This is a genomic window from Flavobacterium longum, from assembly GCF_965137575.1.
Taxonomy (GTDB): domain Bacteria; phylum Bacteroidota; class Bacteroidia; order Flavobacteriales; family Flavobacteriaceae; genus Flavobacterium; species Flavobacterium longum.
The window spans coordinates 42512-61558 of sequence record NZ_CBCRZJ010000003.1 but is presented as its reverse complement, the minus strand read 5'-3'; the positions used below and the strand labels follow the sequence as shown (position 1 = coordinate 61558).

Here is a 19047-nt window from a genome sequence, read left to right as displayed (position 1 = left end):
GGAATATCGTAAATTATTTGTGCTGCTCTTGTTTGTTGGATGTTCGGTTGTTGGATTTGCCCAAGACCGGCCGAGTATGCCAGAAGATTTAAAACAGGAATTGGTGAATTTCCAGCAGGAAAGCAAAGAGCGGCTGAAGTTAACCCCGGAGCAGGAAGAGCCGTTTCGCGAGATTTCGACGCGTTACTTTAGGGAATTCCGCGAGGTGAAAAAAAGCGACATCCGTGTAACGGAAAAATTCCGCAAGGTCAAAGACATCCAAACCAGAAAAGACGCTGAAATGAAAGCGCTTTTGACCGAAGAGCAATACGCAACCTATCTGGTCATTCAGCAGGAAAGGCGTGATAGGATGCAGCAGAAAAGGTAGTCTTCAAATTGAATTTGGTAAACCCGAAAGGTTTTTAAAACCTTTCGGGTTTACTATTTTAACCCATCGCAAAACAACCGAAATGCCACAAGAGTCCATTACGGTAAAACCACCAAAAGAGTTAAATGTCGCGGTTCCAGATTACCCAGGATTTTTCGGCCTGCAATTCCAGCATTTCCAATCCGTTTTTGGTCACGGCGCCGTTTCTGGCGGCTTTTTTAAGAAACAAAGTCTCTGCCGGATTGTAGATTAAGTCATAGGCGATATGATTCGCGCTGAACTTTTCATACGGAAGTTCCGGACAATCATCAACGCGGGGAAAAGTCCCGACGGGCGTTGCGTTCACCACGATTTGCACCAACTCAACGGCCGAATCGAGTTCATCATACCGAATTGCTCCGTCAATTTCCTGCCGCGACACATGCCGACAGGCAATGTCCAGTGAGGCGAGTGCATACGCCACAGCCTTTGACGCGCCACCCGAGCCTAATATCAGTGCAGATTTATGGTGCGGTTTCAATAACGGTTTCAGCGATTCCGTAAAACCGTGCGCGTCGGTATTGAAACCTTCCAGTATGCCGTTCTTGTGTATTTTTATGGTGTTGACCGCGCCGATGGTTTGGGCGGTCGCATCGAGCTTGTCGAGATGCGGCAATACTGATTGTTTAAACGGAATCGTGACATTCAGCCCAATCAAATCAGGGTTTCGGGAAATTACGTCACGAAGATTTCCGATGTCGGCCATGTCGAAATTCACATACTCGCAATCATGCAAGCCTTCATCCACGAATTTTCGCGAAAAATAGCTGCGTGAAAACGAGTAATCAATGTTGCGTCCAACCAATCCGAAAAGTTTCCTGGCCATATGCAAAAATAAAAAATCCGGTTACTACACCGGATTTTCTGTTTAACCCAACTTACTAATTCTTCTTCTTTTTCTGTTTGGCGATGTACGCTTGCACGTCCTTGCGCTCCCAGACCGCAGGAAATAATTCTTCAATAATCGTGTGGTTTTCCAGACTAAGCCGCAATCCGTTGCACAAGTGGAAAATACCTTTTTCAATTTCATGCAACATAAAATGCAATCCTGCCAATCGGTATTCCACTTCAAATTGCTCCGGGAAATATTCGGAAGCCTGCAGTAATGTTTGCACCGCGCTGTCGAATTCGCCCAAATATTGCAGCAAATCCACCCAGAAAATCCAGGTGTCGAGTTCGTAATCGCCGAATTCCACCGCTTTCCGATAGCCGTATTCGGCTTCTTCGTATAAATTCAACGTCTTGCTGATGGTCGCGTAACGCTTCCAATACAGGCGGTTTTCGTTGTCTATGGCGATGGCTTTGTTGACGTAGAACAAGGCTTTCTGGAAGTTTTTCTGGCGTACATAAAAGTCGGTGATCGCAATCCAGCCTTTGTCCAACAGCGGATCTTCGTGTACCGTCCGATTGAAAAACTTCAGCGCCAAGACCTTGTTGCCCAGCTTTTCGTAACATTTCCCAATCCGCAACAAGGCGTACGATGTCGGTTCATCCAATTCCATCGTGCGGTTGTAGCTTTCAATCGCTTCCTCGTACCGCTTTAATCTTTCGAGCGCTTTTCCTTTTTCCATGAACGCGCCAATGAATGTTTCGTCTATGTAAGTCGCATATTCAAAAGCGGTAATCGCATTTTCGTAATCCTTCAACCCGTAATATAAACGACCTGATTGGTGCCAAGCGATTTCGCTGTACGGGTTGCGTTCGATATAGGTTTTCAGGTATTCAATCGCTTCGGCGTTCTGGTCCAAAAACTCGAAACAATACACGACATTGTACAATGCGGTTTGGTCTTCGATGTCTTCTTCCAAACATTTGATGAAACTTTCCTTGGCCAATTCCAGATTGTCCATGAACAGGTATTCCATCCCGATGAGGTTGTACACGTCGGCGTAGTCGTCTGTATATTGAAGCGCAATCCTCAAGAGTTCGACCGCTTTTTCGTGGTTGTCGCGCTTGGAATAGATGTTGGCTTTCTGGATGTAGATTTCCTCGTTGTGCGGCTCAATCGCATACAATTCGTTGAGTAGCTTTTCGGCTTGGTCGAGCTTGTCTTCATAGACGAGCATTTCCACCTGTACCAACCGAAGTCCGGTAGATTTCGGGTGTTGTTCGAGGGCCAACTTCAGGGCTTTCTTGGCCAGTGACGTTTTTCCGGTATCGAGATAATGGAGGACAATTTCTTCAAATTCTTCCGAGTCGAAGAACAAGACCTTATTGGTTTTCAGCATCGACTCGAACCGCTTTAAGGATAAGCTGTTTTCTTCTTCTTCGCTGCTCAAATGCATAAGCTTAGGTTTAAAAGTTATCCATACTAAAAGTACGGAGCAATCAAGATATACGTAGAAACGGGGTTTTTTGTTGTAAACAATTTAATTAACAAAAAATTAGCGGATGCAAAGGCTATCGTCCGGCAGCGATTTCATCCATGGTTTCCAGAATGATTTTGCAACCTTCCCGGATTTCGCCTTCACTGATGGTCAGCGGCGGTGTAATCCTGATGGCGCAACCTTCAAAGAGCAGCCAAAACAAAATCAAGCCTTTGTCCTGGCACCGTAAAATAACTTCGTTCGTGATTTCGGGACTGGCCGTCATGGCCGCGAGCATCAGCCCTTTGCCCCGGATTTCGGTCACCAAAGAATGTACCAGCAATGACCGGAAGAGTTTTTCTTTTTCCAACGCCTGTTGCATCAATCCGGTTTCCAAGACTTCCTGCAATGTTGCCAGGCAGGCCGCCGCAATTACCGGATGGCCGCCAAACGTCGTGATGTGGCCGAGTTTCGGGTCATGGCTCAGCAAATCCATTTTATCGCCTGAAGCCACGAACGCGCCTACGGGCATCCCGCCGCCCATGCCTTTTCCCATGATGACAATGTCCGGTACGGCGTCGTAATTCTCAAAACCAAAGAGTTTTCCGGTTCGTCCGAATCCCGGCTGTATTTCATCAATGATGAGCATGGCGCCCACTTGGTTGCAGCGTTCTCGTACTTTCCGTAAGAAGCCATCTTTTGGTTCAATGAATCCTGCGCCGCCTTGGATACTTTCCAGGATTACGCCTGCGGTCTTGGCCGTAATTTTCTCCAGATCCGACTCGTTGTTGAACGTGATGAAATCCACGTCCGGGATCAGCGGCCGGAAGACTTGTTTCCGCTCCTCAAAACCCATGACGCTCATCGAGCCCATGGTGTTGCCGTGGTACGCGTTGTAACAGGAAATCAATTGGCTGCGTCCCGTTGCCCGACGGGCAAGTTTCAGCGCGCCTTCGGTGGCTTCGGTGCCCGAATTGACCAAGTAGACTTTATTGAGATATTCCGGTAAATGCTGCACGAGCAATTTGCAATAGTCCACCGCTGGTCCTTGCGCGTATTCGCCATACACCATGACGTGGGAGTAAAGGTCGAGTTGTTTTTTAATCGCATCATTCACGCGCGCGTTGCCATGCCCTACGGAAACCGCCGATACGCCGGCCACAAAGTCCAAGTAGCGCTTACCATTGGTGTCGTAAATATAGGAACCGGCCGCATGCGACACTTCCATGCCCAGCGGGTAGGGCGAGGTTTGGGCTTGATATCGCAGGAAATCTGGGTTAATTCGCTTCATTTGGTTTGACGTTTAAAGCTTAAGGTTTAGCAACTTTAAACATTGAACTAATTTGATGGCTTTGGGTTTACGTCGGTCTTGTCGTAATCGAGCGTTTCCTTACGCACTTCCATCGGCGTGTCTTCTTTGGCCATTTCAGCTTTCTTGTCGGCCTGTATCTTGGCGTCCAATTCATTTTCTTCCGGCGGAAAAATATCGTCCTTGCTTTTGATGCGCTCGTCGGGTCGCCAGACAAAACCCCTCAATTTTCGCGCATTTTCAGGCAGGTCTTTATCCGGATAAATGTCGCCGTCTACGGTCTTGAAAAAGGTAATCGTGTCTATCGCGTTGCCGTCGAGCGTCAGATTGATTTTGCTCGAGACGTTTTTATTGATGCCGATCAGCTCGTTGGTATCGTTATACATGTAATACACGACTTCCGTGTTCTTGACAATGTCCACATCATACAATTTGTTGTCGCGGAACTTGCCATACAGGTTCTGGCCTTTCACCTGATTGTACCCGGTGCCGAGCGTATCTTTGGACACCAAAAATGCGTTGTTCAACACTTTAAGCGAATCCAGTTTCTCGGTTTCCTTGTTGCTCACCAAATGCATCACGTCGCCGGTCATCTGGTTGTCGAAATTCCACATGATGGGTTTGCCGATGAGCTTGGTCAATCCCACAGCCTGTTCGGAGTGGATCGAGTCGCACTTGCCGCTCATGTCGCTCTTGTAGAACCGTGCATTGTTGAACGCCCGCACCACGCGTTGGCCTTCCTTGCCGGTAATCATCAGGATTTTTCCGTGAATGTATACCGAGTCTTTCTCTACCAAACTTACCGCTACCGCGCGCTTGGTAACGTACATTGAATCCTTGTTTTTATAGACTTCGGCGTAATGGCCTTTAACGATGCCCTTGTTGATGGTGTCCGTGATCTTGACATTGTTCGTCCCCGAAGCAAATTCCTTGACACGGTCATAATACAGACTGTCGGCCTCGATGCGCCGGTCGTTGTATTTGATATACGAATGCCGCAGGAAGTGCGCGCGGTTTTTCTTGGTGTCGTAAAATCCTTTCTCGGTGTAGATGTAGTTGTTCTTGCCCGTAATGGTCGATGGGCCGAACAAATACGCATGGCCTGGCCCGGTGTAATAGTCCAGATGGTTGGATTTCATCACGTATTTCGGGTTGGTGAGCGTGACGGCTGTCAGGAATTGGTATTTCCGTTCCTTGACGTAATACCGTCCGGATTTGCTTTTCAAAACATTGTCTTTGTTCGTAATCGTGCCGTACGTATTGTACCAAGCCTGCTGGATGTTCCGGTCGAAATTGATTGTGTCGGTTACGAGCGTCATGTCGGGCGAGCGCAAGTTCACGTTCCCGGTTGCGAACGCTTGTTTCACGTTGCCGTTGTACTCGGCGTATTTGGCATCGAGATAGAGCGTGTCGCCCTGAACCATGTGCACATCGCCGAACGCTTTAAGGTAATTTTCTTTCTGGAAATAATACGCCTTGTTGCAAGTGACCACAATGCCTTCGTGCCGTACGCGTACATTGCCCGAAAGCAGCATCGCGTCTGGAATTTCAGTTTGATTGATGTCGCCGAAATCGGCATTCTCGACAATGATTTTACTCGAACCTTGTTTTTGGGTTTTCACCTGCGCCAAGCCAATCAGCGGAAATGAAAGAAAGAACAAGAAAAACAGCAGTCTGTTCAAGGGGTGAATTTTTTTGCAAATTTAACCAAAAACAGCCATCGAACCGGCTTGTTAAGAATAAATTAGTAACAAGTAATTTGAAAATTTGAGAATTTGAAAATTCGGGAATGATCATCGGATTCTTGGTGGTTTTGCTGGCAAAAACGCGTTCAATTAATCACCCAAATACCTATATTTGTCACTTCCCGCGGGACAAAAACCAACCTGATGAAGAAACTACTTATCGCCGCGTCCGTCATCCTGTCTGTGACGGCTTCCGCACAAAAAGCCAAATCAAAAGCCCAGCCGGCTGCCAAACCCGTACAAATGACCACGCAAACCCAGAATGAAGGCCCGAAGAAGGCCGTCGTGTACCAAGTATTTACCAGACTTTTCGGCAACAAGAACACCACCAACAAACCTTGGGGAACGGTTCAGGAAAATGGCGTAGGGAAATTCAACGATTTTACCGATAAGGCCTTGCAGGAAATCAAAGGTTTGGGCGTAACGCATATCTGGTATACCGGTGTGCCGCACCATGCGTTGGTTGGCGATTACATGGCCATTGGGATATCCAACGACGACCCTGAAGTCGTGAAAGGCCGCGCCGGATCGCCGTATGCGGTGAAAGATTACTACAATGTCAATCCAGATTTGGCCGTTAACCCGAAAAACCGTTTGCAGGAATTCGAGGCGCTCATTGCCCGGACGCATAAAAATGGGATGAAAGTCATCATCGACATCGTCCCGAACCACATTGCCCGCAAATACGAAGGCAAGACCAACCCGAAAGGCGTGCGCGATTTCGGTGCCGACGACGACAAAACCGTCGAGTACAAACGCGACAACAATTTCTACTATATTCCCGGACAGGCTTTCGAAGTCCCGACATCGCCCGATTACCAGCCGCTCGGTGGCGAAAAGCACCCGATGATCGACGGCAAATTCGATGAAAACCCGGCGAAATGGACCGGCAACGGGTCGCGATTGGCCAAGCCCGACATCAACGATTGGTACGAAACCGTAAAAATCAACTACGGCATCAAGCCGGAGGGTTCAAAGGATTTCCCGGAATTGCCGGGCGGTTTCGACGTCAAATCCTATAAAGAACACTACGCTTTCTGGCAAGACAAGAGCGTGCCGTCATCGTGGAAGAAGTTTCGCGACATCGCGTTGTACTGGGTGGCCAAAGGTGTCGATGGTTTCCGTTATGACATGGCCGAAATGGTGCCGTATGAATTCTGGAGTTACATGAACTCGGCCATCAAGATGAAAAATCCCGATGCATTTCTGCTCGCCGAAGTCTACAATCCGCGCGAATACCGCAACTACATTCATTTGGGAAAGATGGATTATTTGTATGACAAAGTCGAACTATACGATAAACTCAAGGCAATCGTACAAGGAAAAAGCGACGCCGACGGCATTGCCGACATCCAGAACGGTTTGCGCGACATCGAAAAACACATGTTGCACTTCCTGGACAATCACGACGAGCAGCGCCTGGCCAGTCCGGAATTTGCGGGCAACGGTTCCAAAGGCCGTTCACTGATGGTCTTGTCGGCCACAATCAGCACCTCGCCGGTGATGATTTATTTCGGGCAGGAAAACGGAGAACCCGGCGATCAGGACGGAGGTTTCGGAAAGCGTTCGCGTACGTCGATTTTCGATTATGTGGGCGTTCCGACGCACCAGCGCTGGATGAACAACGGCGCTTTCGATGGCGGGCAATCCTATGCGGATGAGAAAGAACTCCGCGATTTCTATAAACGGTTGCTGAATTTTACAGCCACAAGTCCGGCCATTATGGGCGAATATCAGGAATTACAAACCATCAACCGCCGCGACACGCCTAATTATGGTGAAGCCGTTTACTCTTATGGGCGCTGGAGTGGCAAGGAACGGTTGCTGATTTCTTGTAATCTTTCCGCCGAAAAAACCGTGTCGTTCGAGTTGAAAATCCCGTCGGAACTGCTCAAGAAATGGGACATGAGCGACGGCCAATACGACGTCACCGAACAACTTTACGGACGCGCCAAATCGAAACTGGTAGTGAAAAATGGCGAAGGCAAGGTTTGGGTCGAACTCCGTCCGTCCGAATCGGTAATCTACAAACTGTAACTATTTGAAGCGGCCTTTGAAGAGCACGATGCGCCAGCCGTCCGGATCTTCGTAGGTGAAACTCTTGTCGTTCCAGTAGGGGTTTTCAGGCGCAACGGGTTCGCATCCGGAAGCTCGTAATCGTTCATTGGCGGCCGCATATGTATTTTCGTCGTCGAAATAAAACACCAGCAAATTTTCCTTGGTCGGTTTCGGCAAATCGAGTTGCTCCGGATGCTGTGTAAACTCCAGATGGTATTTTTCTTCCGGCAGCCCAATCATGATTCCGTCGTAGCCGTCATGGCCTTCAAAATGCCCGATGATGGGAAAACCCAACACATCACAGTAAAACCTTTTGATCTTGTCGAGTTGTGCCGTGGGCCGCGCGATACGGAATTGTACGGCGCTTGCGAATGGGTTGGAGGAGGTCATGGCGTCAATGTTTCAGTTTTCGGAGCGTCATTTTCAGCGACAAGAAACCAATTAAACCGGCAATGAGCGAGGCAACGAGAATGGCCATTTTAGAGTCGTCGATGATGTGGATGTCGTCATAGGCGAGCAGCGTGATGAAGATCGACATCGTGAAGCCGATGCCGCCCAGGAACCCGGTGGCAAAGATGTGTTTCCATTTCACGCCGTTCGGCAGTTTGCAGATGCCCGACTTCGATGACAGGTAGGAAAACAGCCAAATCCCGACGGGTTTGCCCACGACAAGGCCAAGGATAATCCCGACACTTGACACGTGCAACAGGTTTTGCTGCCAGCCGCTTTCCACCGGAATGCAAGTGTTGGCCAGTGCAAACAACGGCAAGATGACAAACGCCACGGGTTTATGCAGGAAATGTTGCAACAGGTAAGAGGTCGATTTTTCGCCGCCGTCGCCAAACGGTATCGCAAAAGCCAGCAATACACCGGCAATCGTGGCGTGTACGCCCGAATGCAGCATAAAATACCACATCGCCACACCGCCAACCAGATACGGAATCAGGTTCCGGACCTTGAAATATTTGCCCATGACGAACAAGATCGCCCAAATGCCGAGCGCGATGCCGAGGTTGAGCAACGACAGGTTATCCGTGTAAAAGATAGCGATGACCAGAATGGCACCCAGGTCGTCGATGACTGCCAGCGCAGTCAGGAAAACCTTCAGCGACGCCGGAACGCGTTTGCCCAGCAGCGATAAAATTCCGACGGCAAATGCGATATCGGTCGCCATCGGGATGCCCGCACCGGCTTGCGTCGGCGTACCGAAATTCAGCAACAGGAAAATGCCAGCCGGGATCAGCATGCCGCCCAACGCGCCGAAAATGGGCAGTGATGCGGTTTTCAGGTCAGACAATTCGCCGATGAAAATCTCACGCTCCAACTCTAATCCGATAAGCAAAAAGAAAATCGCCATCAGGCCATCGTTGATCCATTCGGCCATCGTATGGCTGCCCAAATCCTGATTCCAGAAGGCCACGAAATGCTCGCCACCGGTGATGTTCGAGAAATACAGCGACAGTGCCGTTGCCACAAGCAAAATGACACCACCCGATTTCTCGCTTTCAAAAAAGGCATTAAATAGTTTCGTGGCTTTCATTCGGTACGTGGGTTTTGATGGTACATTTCTACGCAGTCGCGTTGCAAACGTTGGCGCATCCAACTGGCCAACTGTTTTTCCTGTGCGGCAGTCAATGTTTTCGCGCTTTGATAAATCACGGCGAGGCATTGCGTCTTGCCGTCTGAGAATTCATGGTTGCTTACCGAAATGGCCTTGACTTCGGGGAAAAACGCTTTCATTTCAGCCAGGAGTTGCTTTTGGTCAAAGCGGTTTTTGTTCAGTCGTTCCTGAAGTTGTGCGATAAGCTGGTCTTTTTCGTTTTTGGAACCTTGCGCCAACTGGAGTTCATTGAGGATTTCCCGCTTGAGGTCGGTCGTGTCTTGCCTGAAATAAAGCTTCGTCCCGGCCAGCCCATAAGCCGCAAGTTTTTTGCGCAATTCGATACGTTCATTAAGATCAAATCTTTTAGACAACAGCCCGATTTCTATGCTTTTGGGGCGCCGCGCCATCTCAAATTTTTTGTAGATCACCGCGTAACCCTTATCTGAAAATTCAGCTTGGATAAAACGCTGCGCCTGTTGCGTATATTTTTTTTCCTGAAACAAGACGTAGGCGAAATAGATGCTCGGCACCAGCAGACTCATGGTCAACAAGGTCATGACCAGTGCCACTCGCTTTTCCTTTTTCTTGTCGGGCATCGAAAGCCTCGGGTATTTCAGGTATTTGACGATGACGAATGTGGCCAGGCAAATGAACACGCAGTTGATGGTGTACAGATACAGCGCGCCAGCAAAGAAGCGCCAGTTCCCGACAGCCAACCCGTAACCGGCCGTACAAAGGGGCGGCATGAGCGCCGTAGCGATGGCGACACCGGGAATCGGGTTGCCTTTTTCGACGCGCGTAATGGCGATGACACCTACCAAACCGCCGAAGAAGGCAATCAAAATATCATAAATGTTGGGCGAGGTGCGGTTGAGCAGTTCCGATTGGGTTTCCTTAAACGGGCTGAGCAAGAAATATAGGTAAGACACGGCAAGGCTCACGACCGTGGCCACGAAAAGGTTGCGCAACGATTTTTTCAGTAGCTCGAAATCAAACGTGCCGATGCCGAAGCCTGCCCCGATGATCGGGCCCATGAGCGGCGAAATGAGCATGGCGCCAATGATGACGGCGGCGCTGTTCACGTTAAGTCCGATGGACGCCACCACGATGGCACAAGCCAAAATCCAGAGGTTGGCACCGCGGAACGACACGCTGGCGCGGACGGTTTCGAGTACCCGGTTTTTGTCTTCCTCGCCTTGGTGAAGGTCAAAATAGTTCAATGCACCTTTATCCATAGGCGTTAGCAATTTATTTCATGATGGTTTGCTTGCGGTCTGGCCCGACCGATACGATTTTGATGGGAACTTCCACTTCTTTTTCGATGAACGCGATATAATCCACCAGCTCTTTTGGAAGTTGGTCGTAGGACGTCATGCCGGTCAAATCGGCGTTCCAGCCCTTAAATTCGGTATATAACGGTTCGACGTTTTCAGGTTCGATGTTGTATGGCAAGTGATCGATAGACTGGCCTTTGTATTTATAGGCGGTACATACTTTCAAAGTCTTGAACCCAGACAATACGTCGCCTTTCATCATCATGAGTTGCGTGACGCCGTTGATGCGGACGGCGTATTTCAGCGCCACCAGATCGAGCCAGCCACAGCGCCTTTTGCGTCCGGTGACCGAACCGAATTCGTTGCCCACTTTGGCCATGACATCGCCCGCTTCACCGAAGTCCTCGGTAGGGAATGGGCCGCTGCCCACACGTGTGGTGTAGGCCTTGAAAATGCCATAGACTTCCTTGATTTGGTTGGGCGCGATGCCAAGTCCGGTACAGGCGCCGGCTGCGGTCGTGTTGGATGAGGTCACAAACGGATACGTGCCGAAATCAACGTCGAGGAGCGAACCCTGCGCGCCTTCGCACAAAATGGTCTTCCCGGCTTTCTGCGCGTTGTACAGGTATTCTTCGCTGTCGATGAAGTCGAGTTTTTTCAAATCTTCAATCGCGTCGAAGAATTCCTTCTCAAGTTCGGCCAGGTTGTACTGGATGTTCACGTCGTAGAACTTGATCATGGTTTCGTGCTTGTCGGCCAACGTGCGGTAGCGCTCCTTGAAATCGGTCAGTTCGATGTCGCCGACGCGAAGACCGTTGCGTCCCGTTTTGTCCATGTAAGTTGGCCCGATGCCTTTGAGCGTGGAGCCGATTTTGGCTTTGCCCTTGGCGGTTTCTGACGCTGCGTCGAGCAAGCGGTGCGTCGGCAGGATCAAATGCGCCTTGCGCGATATGATGAGTTTGGATTTGATGTCGATGTTGAACTTCTCGAGCCCTTCGATTTCTTTTTGGAACACGACCGGGTCAATGACTACGCCGTTGCCGATGATGTTGATGGAATTCGCGTGGAAAATACCCGACGGAATGGTGCGCAAGACGTGCTTGATGCCGTCAAATTCCAGCGTATGCCCGGCGTTTGGCCCGCCCTGGAAGCGCGCGATGATGTCGTAATTGGAAGTGAGTACGTCGACGATTTTGCCTTTGCCTTCGTCGCCCCATTGGAGGCCGAGTAGGAGATCTGCCATTTTTAGTTGTTAGTTGCTAGTAGTTAGTTGCTAGTGGTTAGTAATTTCTATGTTCGTTTGACGTTTGACGTTCGACGTCTCTGCGTTAGGGATAAAAGCGGAAATCCTTTTTGGCGGTTCGAGTTTATCGAGAACCGCCGAAAAGATTGAAGCGGATAGCCCGGCGGCGGAAAATATCTTATCTGGAACGGCACGGCCGTATCCGCCGCAACGCCCAATTATTCAATATTAATTATTCACTACCCATTGCCTTCTTGGTTCCGTAGAAATACAACGAATGGTTGTGGATGTCGATATCAAAAATCTCTTCGATGGTTTTCTTGATGGTCTGGATGCGCGGGTCGCAGAATTCGATGACTTCGCCACTGTCTGTCATGATGATGTGGTCATGCTGCTTGTCGAAATACGACTTCTCGTAATGCGCCTGGTTCTGGCCGAACTGGTGTTTGCGCACCAATCCGCAATCGAGCAGCAATTCGATGGTGTTGTACAACGTAGCGCGGCTTACCCTGTAGTTCTTATTCTTCATCTTGAGGTAAAGGTTCTCGATGTCGAAATGTTCCTCAGAGTCGTAGATTTCCTGCAGGATGGCGTAGCGCTCAGGCGTTTTGCGGTGCCCTTTGCCTTCGAGATATTTGGTAAAGACAGTCTTTACAATCTCTTGGTTTTTACTGTTGTCGACGGAAATAAGTGTCATGGGGCAAAGGTAGGAAAAAAGTTGCTAGTTGTTAGCAGCTAGATAAGTCAAGTAGCCGGATGTATTATTTTCAAATTTGAATTGGAGTCAAATGTTTCGGCAAGTCAACATATCTAGCAACTAGCCACTAACAACTAACCACTAAAATGCTCCTTCCAACTTCTCCATCGCCTTCGCCATCCGGTTTACTTTTTCATCTTCGGTTTTGGCTGAGAAAATCCAGTCGGTCATTTCTTTTTGTTTGGCTTTCGGGAGTTTTTTGAATCGCGCCAAAAGTGTGGGTTCTTCTTGCAGGCAGGCCATAAAATCGTCTTCGTTCGCCGATTCCGGCTCGTCAAGGAAGAGTTCCAGTTTGACTGTATCGCCGGCTTCTTTTTTAATCACTTTCCGGATTTCGGTCTTTACGGCCAGGAACGTCCCTTTTTTCATCGCCCAGATGTGGATGTCCTTCAACTCGTAATCATCAATGAACCCGCGCACTTTCACCGTCGAATTCTTCTTCTTGGGCAAGTGCGGCATCACGGGCATGGTCACGAACGTCCAGGCGCCTTTGGCTTCGCCTTTTTCGAGTTTGATATGGTCGTTGAATATTGGGTTCAAGGTTTGAGGTTCAAGGTTTCACGTTTATGGTTCAAAGTTCAAGGTTTGAAGTTTAGACAGATGTATTTTTCACCATTCACCATTTACCATTCACAATTTACAATTCACAATTCACCATCAATTTTTATAAACCCGCGTCACTTTATCGACACCTTCTATTTTCTTGATGTTGTCGATGAGTTTCTTCAATATCGTATTGTTCGGGACAATCACCGCTACCTGCCCGTTGAACACACCCGCATCGCCCGAGAGCGAAATGCTTTGGATGTTCACGTGCATGTTGTTCGAGATGACTTTCGTGAGTTTGTTGGTCAGGCCAAGCGTATCCATGCCGGTAATCTTGAGCACGGCCTTGAATTCCTGTTGCGAGGAATCGATCCACTTGGCCACCATGATGCGGTAGGCATAATTCGATTGTAGCGCGATGGCGTTCGGGCAGTCTTTCTTGTGCACTTTGATGCCTTCATTGACCGTCACGAAACCGAATACGTCATCGCCCGGAATCGGGTTGCAGCAGGCCGAGAGCGTGTAATCGAGTTTGTCCTGTTCGGCCCCAAAAACCAGCATGTCGTACTTGGCCGATAGTTCCGGTTTGTGGATGTCTTCATCGGCGGTGTGCGCCGGGCGTTTGATGGTTTTCTTGAAGAAATTGATGAACGTGTTGCTGCGCTGGCCGGCGTAATCCTTAAGCGACTGGTTGTCTATGGCATTGGTGCCCACGCGGTAAAACAAATCGAGGCTGGTCTTGAGCTTGAAGTAGTTCACCATTTCGTTGATGACCGATTCGCTCATCGTAATTTTCAGGTGTCGGAGCTTGCGCAGCAGGATTTCCTTGCCTTCGTCGGCCATTTTCTTCATGTCCTCGTTGAGCACGCTCCTGATCTTGTTCTTGGCGCGAGACGTGGTCACATAATCCAGCCAGTTCGAAGACGGTTTTTGGTTTTGCGACGTAATGACTTCCACCTGGTCGCCACTTTTGAGTTCGGTATTGAGCGGGACGAGTTTGCCGTTTACGCGCGTGCCCAAGGTCTTGATCCCGATTTCGGAGTGGATGGAAAACGCAAAATCAAGCGACGTCGCGCCTTTCGGCAAAGACTTGATTTCACCCTTGGGCGTAAAGACGAAAATCTCTTTCGCGTAGAGGTTCATCTTGAAATCCTGTACGAAATCCACGGCGTTGGTTTCGGCGTTTTCCAAGGCTTCGCGCAAAAGATTCAACCATTGGTCCAGGCCGCTCTCTTCGCCGCCGCCTTGTTTGTATTTGTAGTGCGCCGCGTAACCTTTTTCGGCGATTTCGTCCATGCGTTCGCTCCGAACCTGAATTTCCACCCAGCGGCCTTTCGGCCCCATGACCGTGATGTGCAGCGCTTCGTATCCGGTAGACTTCGGCGACGAAATCCAGTCGCGCAAACGGCTCGGGCTTGGCCGGTAATGGTCGGTCACGACAGAGTAAATCTTCCAGGCCAGGAACTTTTCGTCGTGCGGGTTTGATTTATACACGATGCGAAGCGCAAACTTGTCGTACACTTCATCGAAACTCACATTCTGCACGCGCATTTTCCGCCGGATGGAAAAAATGGATTTCGGCCGTCCTTTGATTGTATATTCAATACCTTCCGCGTCCAGCGACTCGCACAACACATCCGAAATCGCCTTGATGTAAGCGTCTTGTTCTTCCTTGGTTTCCTTGATTTTCGAGACGATGTCGCGGTACGTATCGGGCTCGGTGTATTTCAATCCCAAGTCTTCCAACTCGTTCTTGATGTTGTACAAACCCAAACGGTGGGCGAGCGGTGCATAAATGTAGAGGGTTTCTGAGGCAATTTTCACCTGTTTGTGTTCCGGCATCGATTCCATCGTCTGCATGTTGTGCAAACGGTCGGCGAGCTTGATCAAAATCACCCGGACGTCGTCGTTGAGCGTGAGCAGCATTTTCCGGAAATTCTCGGCCTGCATCGAGATGTTCATGTCTTTCTTAACCTGCGCAATCTTGGTGAGTCCGGCCACGATCTGCGCCACTTTCGGGTTAAATTCCCGCTCGATGTCTTCCACCGTGATGTCGGTATCTTCCACCACGTCGTGCATCAATGCCGCGGCAATGGCCGTCGCGCCCAAGCCAATCTGCGACGCCACGATTTTCGCCACCGCAATCGGGTGGAAAATATAGGCTTCGCCAGATTTGCGCCGCACATCCTTATGCGCTTCCACGGCAAAATCAAACGCCTTCCGAATCAATTTCTTGTCGGCGTCGGTGAGTGTCTGGTAGCTGATGCGCAACAATTCCTTGTATTCCTGCGCAATCGCTTTGTTCTCTTTCTCGATAAATTCGTCGGTCAACTCCATAGACGCTAAAAATAGAGAATTAATTGATAATGGACAATTGGCGACAGATAATGAATAGTTAATAATTGATATTTATTGGGGCGTTGCGTCGGCTGGATGCCTACAGTAACCGAGTCTTGGTGTATGCCGCCGCCGCGCTTTCGGCACTCGCTTTTTTTCCGTTGCACTGCAAAAAGAGCTCAGACAAAGCCTCAATCGCTAACGCGAAAACGGTTGAAGCTGAAGCAGACAATAAAGTCTAAAGACCAGCGACCAAATGACTTCATTGAAAAATACGGTTTTCCCGTACGTCTTGTAATTTCGTGGTCGTTATCTTTGACCTATGGGTAGGGGAATATGGGTTTATCCCTAAAAAATTACTGGACGCCGTGTTGCGGGAAAGCCGTAGATTTTGTTAAGATGGCAGTAAGTCGAATGAAGAAAGAGAAAAGAAGAAAGAATAAAGAAAAAAGACCAGCCACCAACAACTAACAACTAACAACTAGCCACAAAAAAACCACGAACCCGCTTGTTCTTTCGCGAATTCATGGTTTACTTTTTTAGCTGATTCTACAAACTATAATTCAAGTTTACGCTCCAGCGGTATTGGGCTTCCACCATGCCGCCGTTGAGGTTTTGCGCCATCGGCAGCATCGCGTTCAAACCCGCAGAAAACTTTCCCCGGCTGGCTTCAACGCCCAGTTTCCCGAACAAGACATCGCCAGCGGTGTCGGCTATGGTCAAGCCATATTGGTGGTTGGCTTCGTATTTTTCACCCGCTAAGCCCGCCTGTGGCATGACCTTGAAACGTCCGGGTTCGAGCATGTAAAAAATAGTCGCACCATAGTTGAACTGGTTACCAAACCTGAAGTCTTTGTTGTTTTCGGTCTTAAAGGTATAATTCCCGTTGAGCATGAGCCCGCCCCTTTGGTAGTTCACCGAATACTCGGCCGCCAAGAGGTAATCCCAACTTCCGGTGCCAATCTGGAAACTCGCGTTCACGCTGCCCGCATTGTTGGCCGCATCGTATTTGCCGGTTGGCGCTTTCACGCCGCCGCCCAGTTGAACGCCATGGCTCCATTGGGTGCTGTCGCTTTTTGTTTTCCAGGCCTCAAAATACGCAAGCACGGTAAAGTCGCCGATGCCTGAGATGCTTTCGTCGCCCGAAACCCGTTCACGCTCATGCGCATGGTAGGGCAACAGCGCAATCATCTGGATTTTTTTGGTGATCGGAAATTTTGACCACAGTTGCCAGGTGTTGAACTTTTCTTTGGCTATCGGAGAGTTGTTGAAAATGCCGTCGCGGCTTTCGTAGCGTTGGTTCAAGTATCGTATGCCAATGTATTGCGTAGCCAGCATCGAACTGAAACCCATGCTGCCGCCGCTGGCCGAGCAGCCGCAGGCATCGCACGTTCCGGTGCCCAATCCGGCGGCCATTGGTGCCCACCGTTGTACAAAAGCCGGAACCGTATCTTTCGCGGGATTTGCCGCGGCAAGGTTGGCCATCAAGAGTAATATAAAAAGTTGTTTCATCAGAATTCAGATAGTCTTGGGTCGTTAAGGAATTGATCGTCGGTGAGCGTTTTCAAAAAAGCGATAATTTGTTGCTTCTCGGTGGCGGTGAGCGCGATGCCGAATGTGCCGCCTTGCTGCAACAGCGGATCCAGTGTAGCCGAAGCCACCACGCCAGAACTGTAATGGTTCAGCACAGATTCCAGCGTCCCGAAACGACCATCGTGCATGTACGGCGCGGTCTTTTCGATGTTGCGCAGGCTCGGCACCTTGAACTTGTAGCGGTCGGCTTCCTGGTTGGTCACCCGAAAATACCCGATATCGTTGATGACCGGGTTCGGTGTGAGGCCATTGTTCCGGAACGAATGGTCGGTCATCAAATCAGTGGCATGGCAACTGGCGCACTTGGCGTTGAACACCGCATAACCGGAAAGTTCTTCGCCGGTAAGCGTTCCGCCGGCCTCGTTCCGTCGGTATTTGTCAAAACGCGAGTTGGACGACATCGCCATCACCATGAATTGTGACATCGCCTTGAGCATGTTCTCTATGCTTACCTGTTGGTCGGCAAAGGCCAGCTTAAATAGCTTGCGGTATTCGGCATCGCCCTGCATCATGGCCAGGATGTCGTTAAAATCACCATTCATCTCGATTTCGCTGGTCAGTGGGATGATGGGCTGCAAATCCAGGTGATCGGCCGCGCCATCCCACATGAACACGTTTTGGAACGCCAGGTTTTGTATCGGTGGTGAATTCCTCGTTCCGGCCGCGTTGTTCACGCCGTGGCTCACGGTATGGCCGTGGTGTGTAAAGGCATTGGCCTGGATGTGGCAGAATGCACACGAAATCGTGCCGTCCGAAGCCAATCGGCCGTCGTAAAACAGTTTCTTGCCCAGTTCAAATCCTTTTTCCGTTGGCGGATTGGCGTCGATGTCATAGGCGATGTCCGGGAAGTTTGCGGGTTTTTCAAACGCCAGCGGAACGTCCTGGTATTCATCTTCATCGCTACAGCTTACAAACGCCAAAGTGAGAAAAACCATTACCAAGAAAGAAAGCCGCCCTTGACGTTGCAAAAGCGGCTTTTTCTGAGGATTAGTGTCCGTGCGCACCTTCTTCATTGTGAACGTGGTCAACGGTGAATACGCCAGGCATGTTTTGGGTAATCAAAGGCAACAAATCGCCACCCATGATCATGGCACCCGCGCCGCCGTCGTTTTCAGACAAGTTGATTTTATTGGTGCCGTCCAGGATTTTAGACAAATCGGCGATGATGTGCACCACCGGCGAGATGGTCTCGCGTACCAAACCATTGGTAGGCAAATCAAGCGTTACCTCTACATAATTGTAGTTGGCGCCGCTTTTTCCGGTATGTACCATAAATGGCGAGTCGGTATCGATGCTCGGCGAGGTATAGGTGCCTTCAAAAGCCACGAAACGGTAACCGGCAGCCCAAGTCCAGAGCATGCCTGCAGCGTCTGCGGTAGCAAGGAAATTGCCTTGGCCCGCAGCGCCCAGATTGTATTGTTCCTGATCTACCCCGATACCGAATTTCACTTTCGTATAATTGCCCGCCGGAATGCCTTCGAGTGTGATGGCATGCGTAGCTTCGTTGGCTTCGTCTACCACGAAATAGCTGTCGGCTTTCGGATAGGTGTAAGTCGTTCCGTCGGCTTTGGTCAGTACGATATTGCTCACGATGTATTTCATGGATGAAATCTTCAGCACTTCGCCTTCTGAATTGGCCGTTTGTGTGGCGCCGAAAATTAAGTCGTCGCCACCGTAAGCCTGGTCGAATTCGAGCACGAGGTCGCCGTTTCCGGTAATGGCCGGTGAATCGTCATCGCTGCTGCAGGAAGTTAAAGAAAAAGTAAGCGCCAAGGCGGCGAAAGCATATTTAAAGGTATTTTTCATGATAAGTTATTTCTTGATTAAATGTATGGCATGACAGCATCGTCCCAAAAGGACAAAGCATCAC

General features: G+C 49.6%; 16 protein-coding genes. 2 read left to right on the top strand and 14 right to left on the bottom strand.

What is annotated here, in order from left to right:
- The first annotated feature begins 76 nt into the window (after positions 1-76).
- Positions 77-367: a hypothetical protein gene (locus ACM9J1_RS05875; protein WP_415581059.1), complete on the top strand. Its 291-nt coding sequence runs from the start codon at positions 77-79 to the stop codon at positions 365-367.
- Between the two features lie 121 nt (positions 368-488).
- On the opposite strand, the gene ACM9J1_RS05870 is transcribed toward ACM9J1_RS05875, so the two are convergent.
- The 4 genes from ACM9J1_RS05870 to ACM9J1_RS05855 form a co-directional block, all read right to left on the bottom strand.
- A complete protein-coding gene (locus tag ACM9J1_RS05870; RefSeq protein ID WP_415581057.1) occupies positions 489-1232 on the bottom strand; it encodes a shikimate dehydrogenase family protein in 744 nt (247 codons plus the stop codon).
- 55 nt (positions 1233-1287) lie between these two features.
- Positions 1288-2691, bottom strand: a complete 1404-nt coding sequence (locus ACM9J1_RS05865) for a tetratricopeptide repeat protein (protein ID WP_415581055.1) — start codon at positions 2689-2691, stop codon at positions 1288-1290.
- Between the two features lie 115 nt (positions 2692-2806).
- The gene (locus ACM9J1_RS05860; protein WP_415581566.1) at positions 2807-3994 is read right to left on the bottom strand and encodes an aspartate aminotransferase family protein; all 1188 of its coding nucleotides are present in this window, start codon (positions 3992-3994) and stop codon (positions 2807-2809) included.
- A gap of 56 nt (positions 3995-4050) precedes the next feature.
- A complete protein-coding gene (locus ACM9J1_RS05855) occupies positions 4051-5703 on the bottom strand; it encodes an OstA-like protein (RefSeq protein ID WP_415581054.1) in 1653 nt (550 codons plus the stop codon).
- Positions 5704-5910: 207 nt separating this feature from the next.
- Between ACM9J1_RS05855 and ACM9J1_RS05850 the strand changes: the two genes are divergently transcribed.
- Positions 5911-7803 (top strand): alpha-amylase family protein, encoded by a 1893-nt coding sequence (locus ACM9J1_RS05850; protein ID WP_415581053.1) that lies wholly within the window; start codon positions 5911-5913, stop codon positions 7801-7803.
- Here ACM9J1_RS05850 and ACM9J1_RS05845 read toward each other — a convergent pair whose 3' ends face one another.
- The 10 genes from ACM9J1_RS05845 to ACM9J1_RS05800 form a co-directional block, all read right to left on the bottom strand.
- Entirely contained in the window at positions 7804-8214 is a 411-nt protein-coding gene (locus tag ACM9J1_RS05845) for a VOC family protein (RefSeq protein WP_415581052.1), read from the bottom strand.
- Between the two features lie 4 nt (positions 8215-8218).
- A complete protein-coding gene (nhaA, locus tag ACM9J1_RS05840) occupies positions 8219-9364 on the bottom strand; it encodes a Na+/H+ antiporter NhaA (RefSeq protein WP_415581051.1) in 1146 nt (381 codons plus the stop codon).
- Positions 9361-10662, bottom strand: a complete 1302-nt coding sequence (locus ACM9J1_RS05835) for a DUF389 domain-containing protein (protein WP_415581049.1) — start codon at positions 10660-10662, stop codon at positions 9361-9363. Before ACM9J1_RS05835 ends, nhaA begins: the two co-directional genes overlap by 4 nt.
- Positions 10663-10675: 13 nt before the next feature.
- Entirely contained in the window at positions 10676-11944 is a 1269-nt protein-coding gene (locus ACM9J1_RS05830) for an adenylosuccinate synthase (RefSeq protein WP_415581048.1), read from the bottom strand.
- A 232-nt stretch (positions 11945-12176) separates the two neighbouring features.
- The gene (locus ACM9J1_RS05825; protein ID WP_415581046.1) at positions 12177-12641 is read right to left on the bottom strand and encodes a Fur family transcriptional regulator; all 465 of its coding nucleotides are present in this window, start codon (positions 12639-12641) and stop codon (positions 12177-12179) included.
- A gap of 141 nt (positions 12642-12782) precedes the next feature.
- Positions 12783-13241 carry a YdeI/OmpD-associated family protein gene (locus tag ACM9J1_RS05820; protein WP_415581044.1) on the bottom strand — a complete coding sequence of 153 codons (459 nt, stop codon included), beginning with the start codon at positions 13239-13241 and terminating at the stop codon, positions 12783-12785.
- Positions 13242-13358: 117 nt separating this feature from the next.
- Positions 13359-15584: a RelA/SpoT family protein gene (locus tag ACM9J1_RS05815; RefSeq protein WP_415581043.1), complete on the bottom strand. Its 2226-nt coding sequence runs from the start codon at positions 15582-15584 to the stop codon at positions 13359-13361.
- A gap of 549 nt (positions 15585-16133) precedes the next feature.
- Positions 16134-17096 carry a transporter gene (locus ACM9J1_RS05810; protein ID WP_415581042.1) on the bottom strand — a complete coding sequence of 321 codons (963 nt, stop codon included), beginning with the start codon at positions 17094-17096 and terminating at the stop codon, positions 16134-16136.
- Entirely contained in the window at positions 17096-18112 is a 1017-nt protein-coding gene (locus tag ACM9J1_RS05805; RefSeq protein WP_415581041.1) for a cytochrome-c peroxidase, read from the bottom strand. The genes ACM9J1_RS05810 and ACM9J1_RS05805 overlap by 1 nt, the downstream gene beginning before the upstream one ends.
- 52 nt (positions 18113-18164) lie before the next feature.
- Positions 18165-18983 carry an MbnP family protein gene (locus ACM9J1_RS05800; protein ID WP_415581040.1) on the bottom strand — a complete coding sequence of 273 codons (819 nt, stop codon included), beginning with the start codon at positions 18981-18983 and terminating at the stop codon, positions 18165-18167.
- Between the last annotated feature and the right edge of the window lie 64 nt (positions 18984-19047).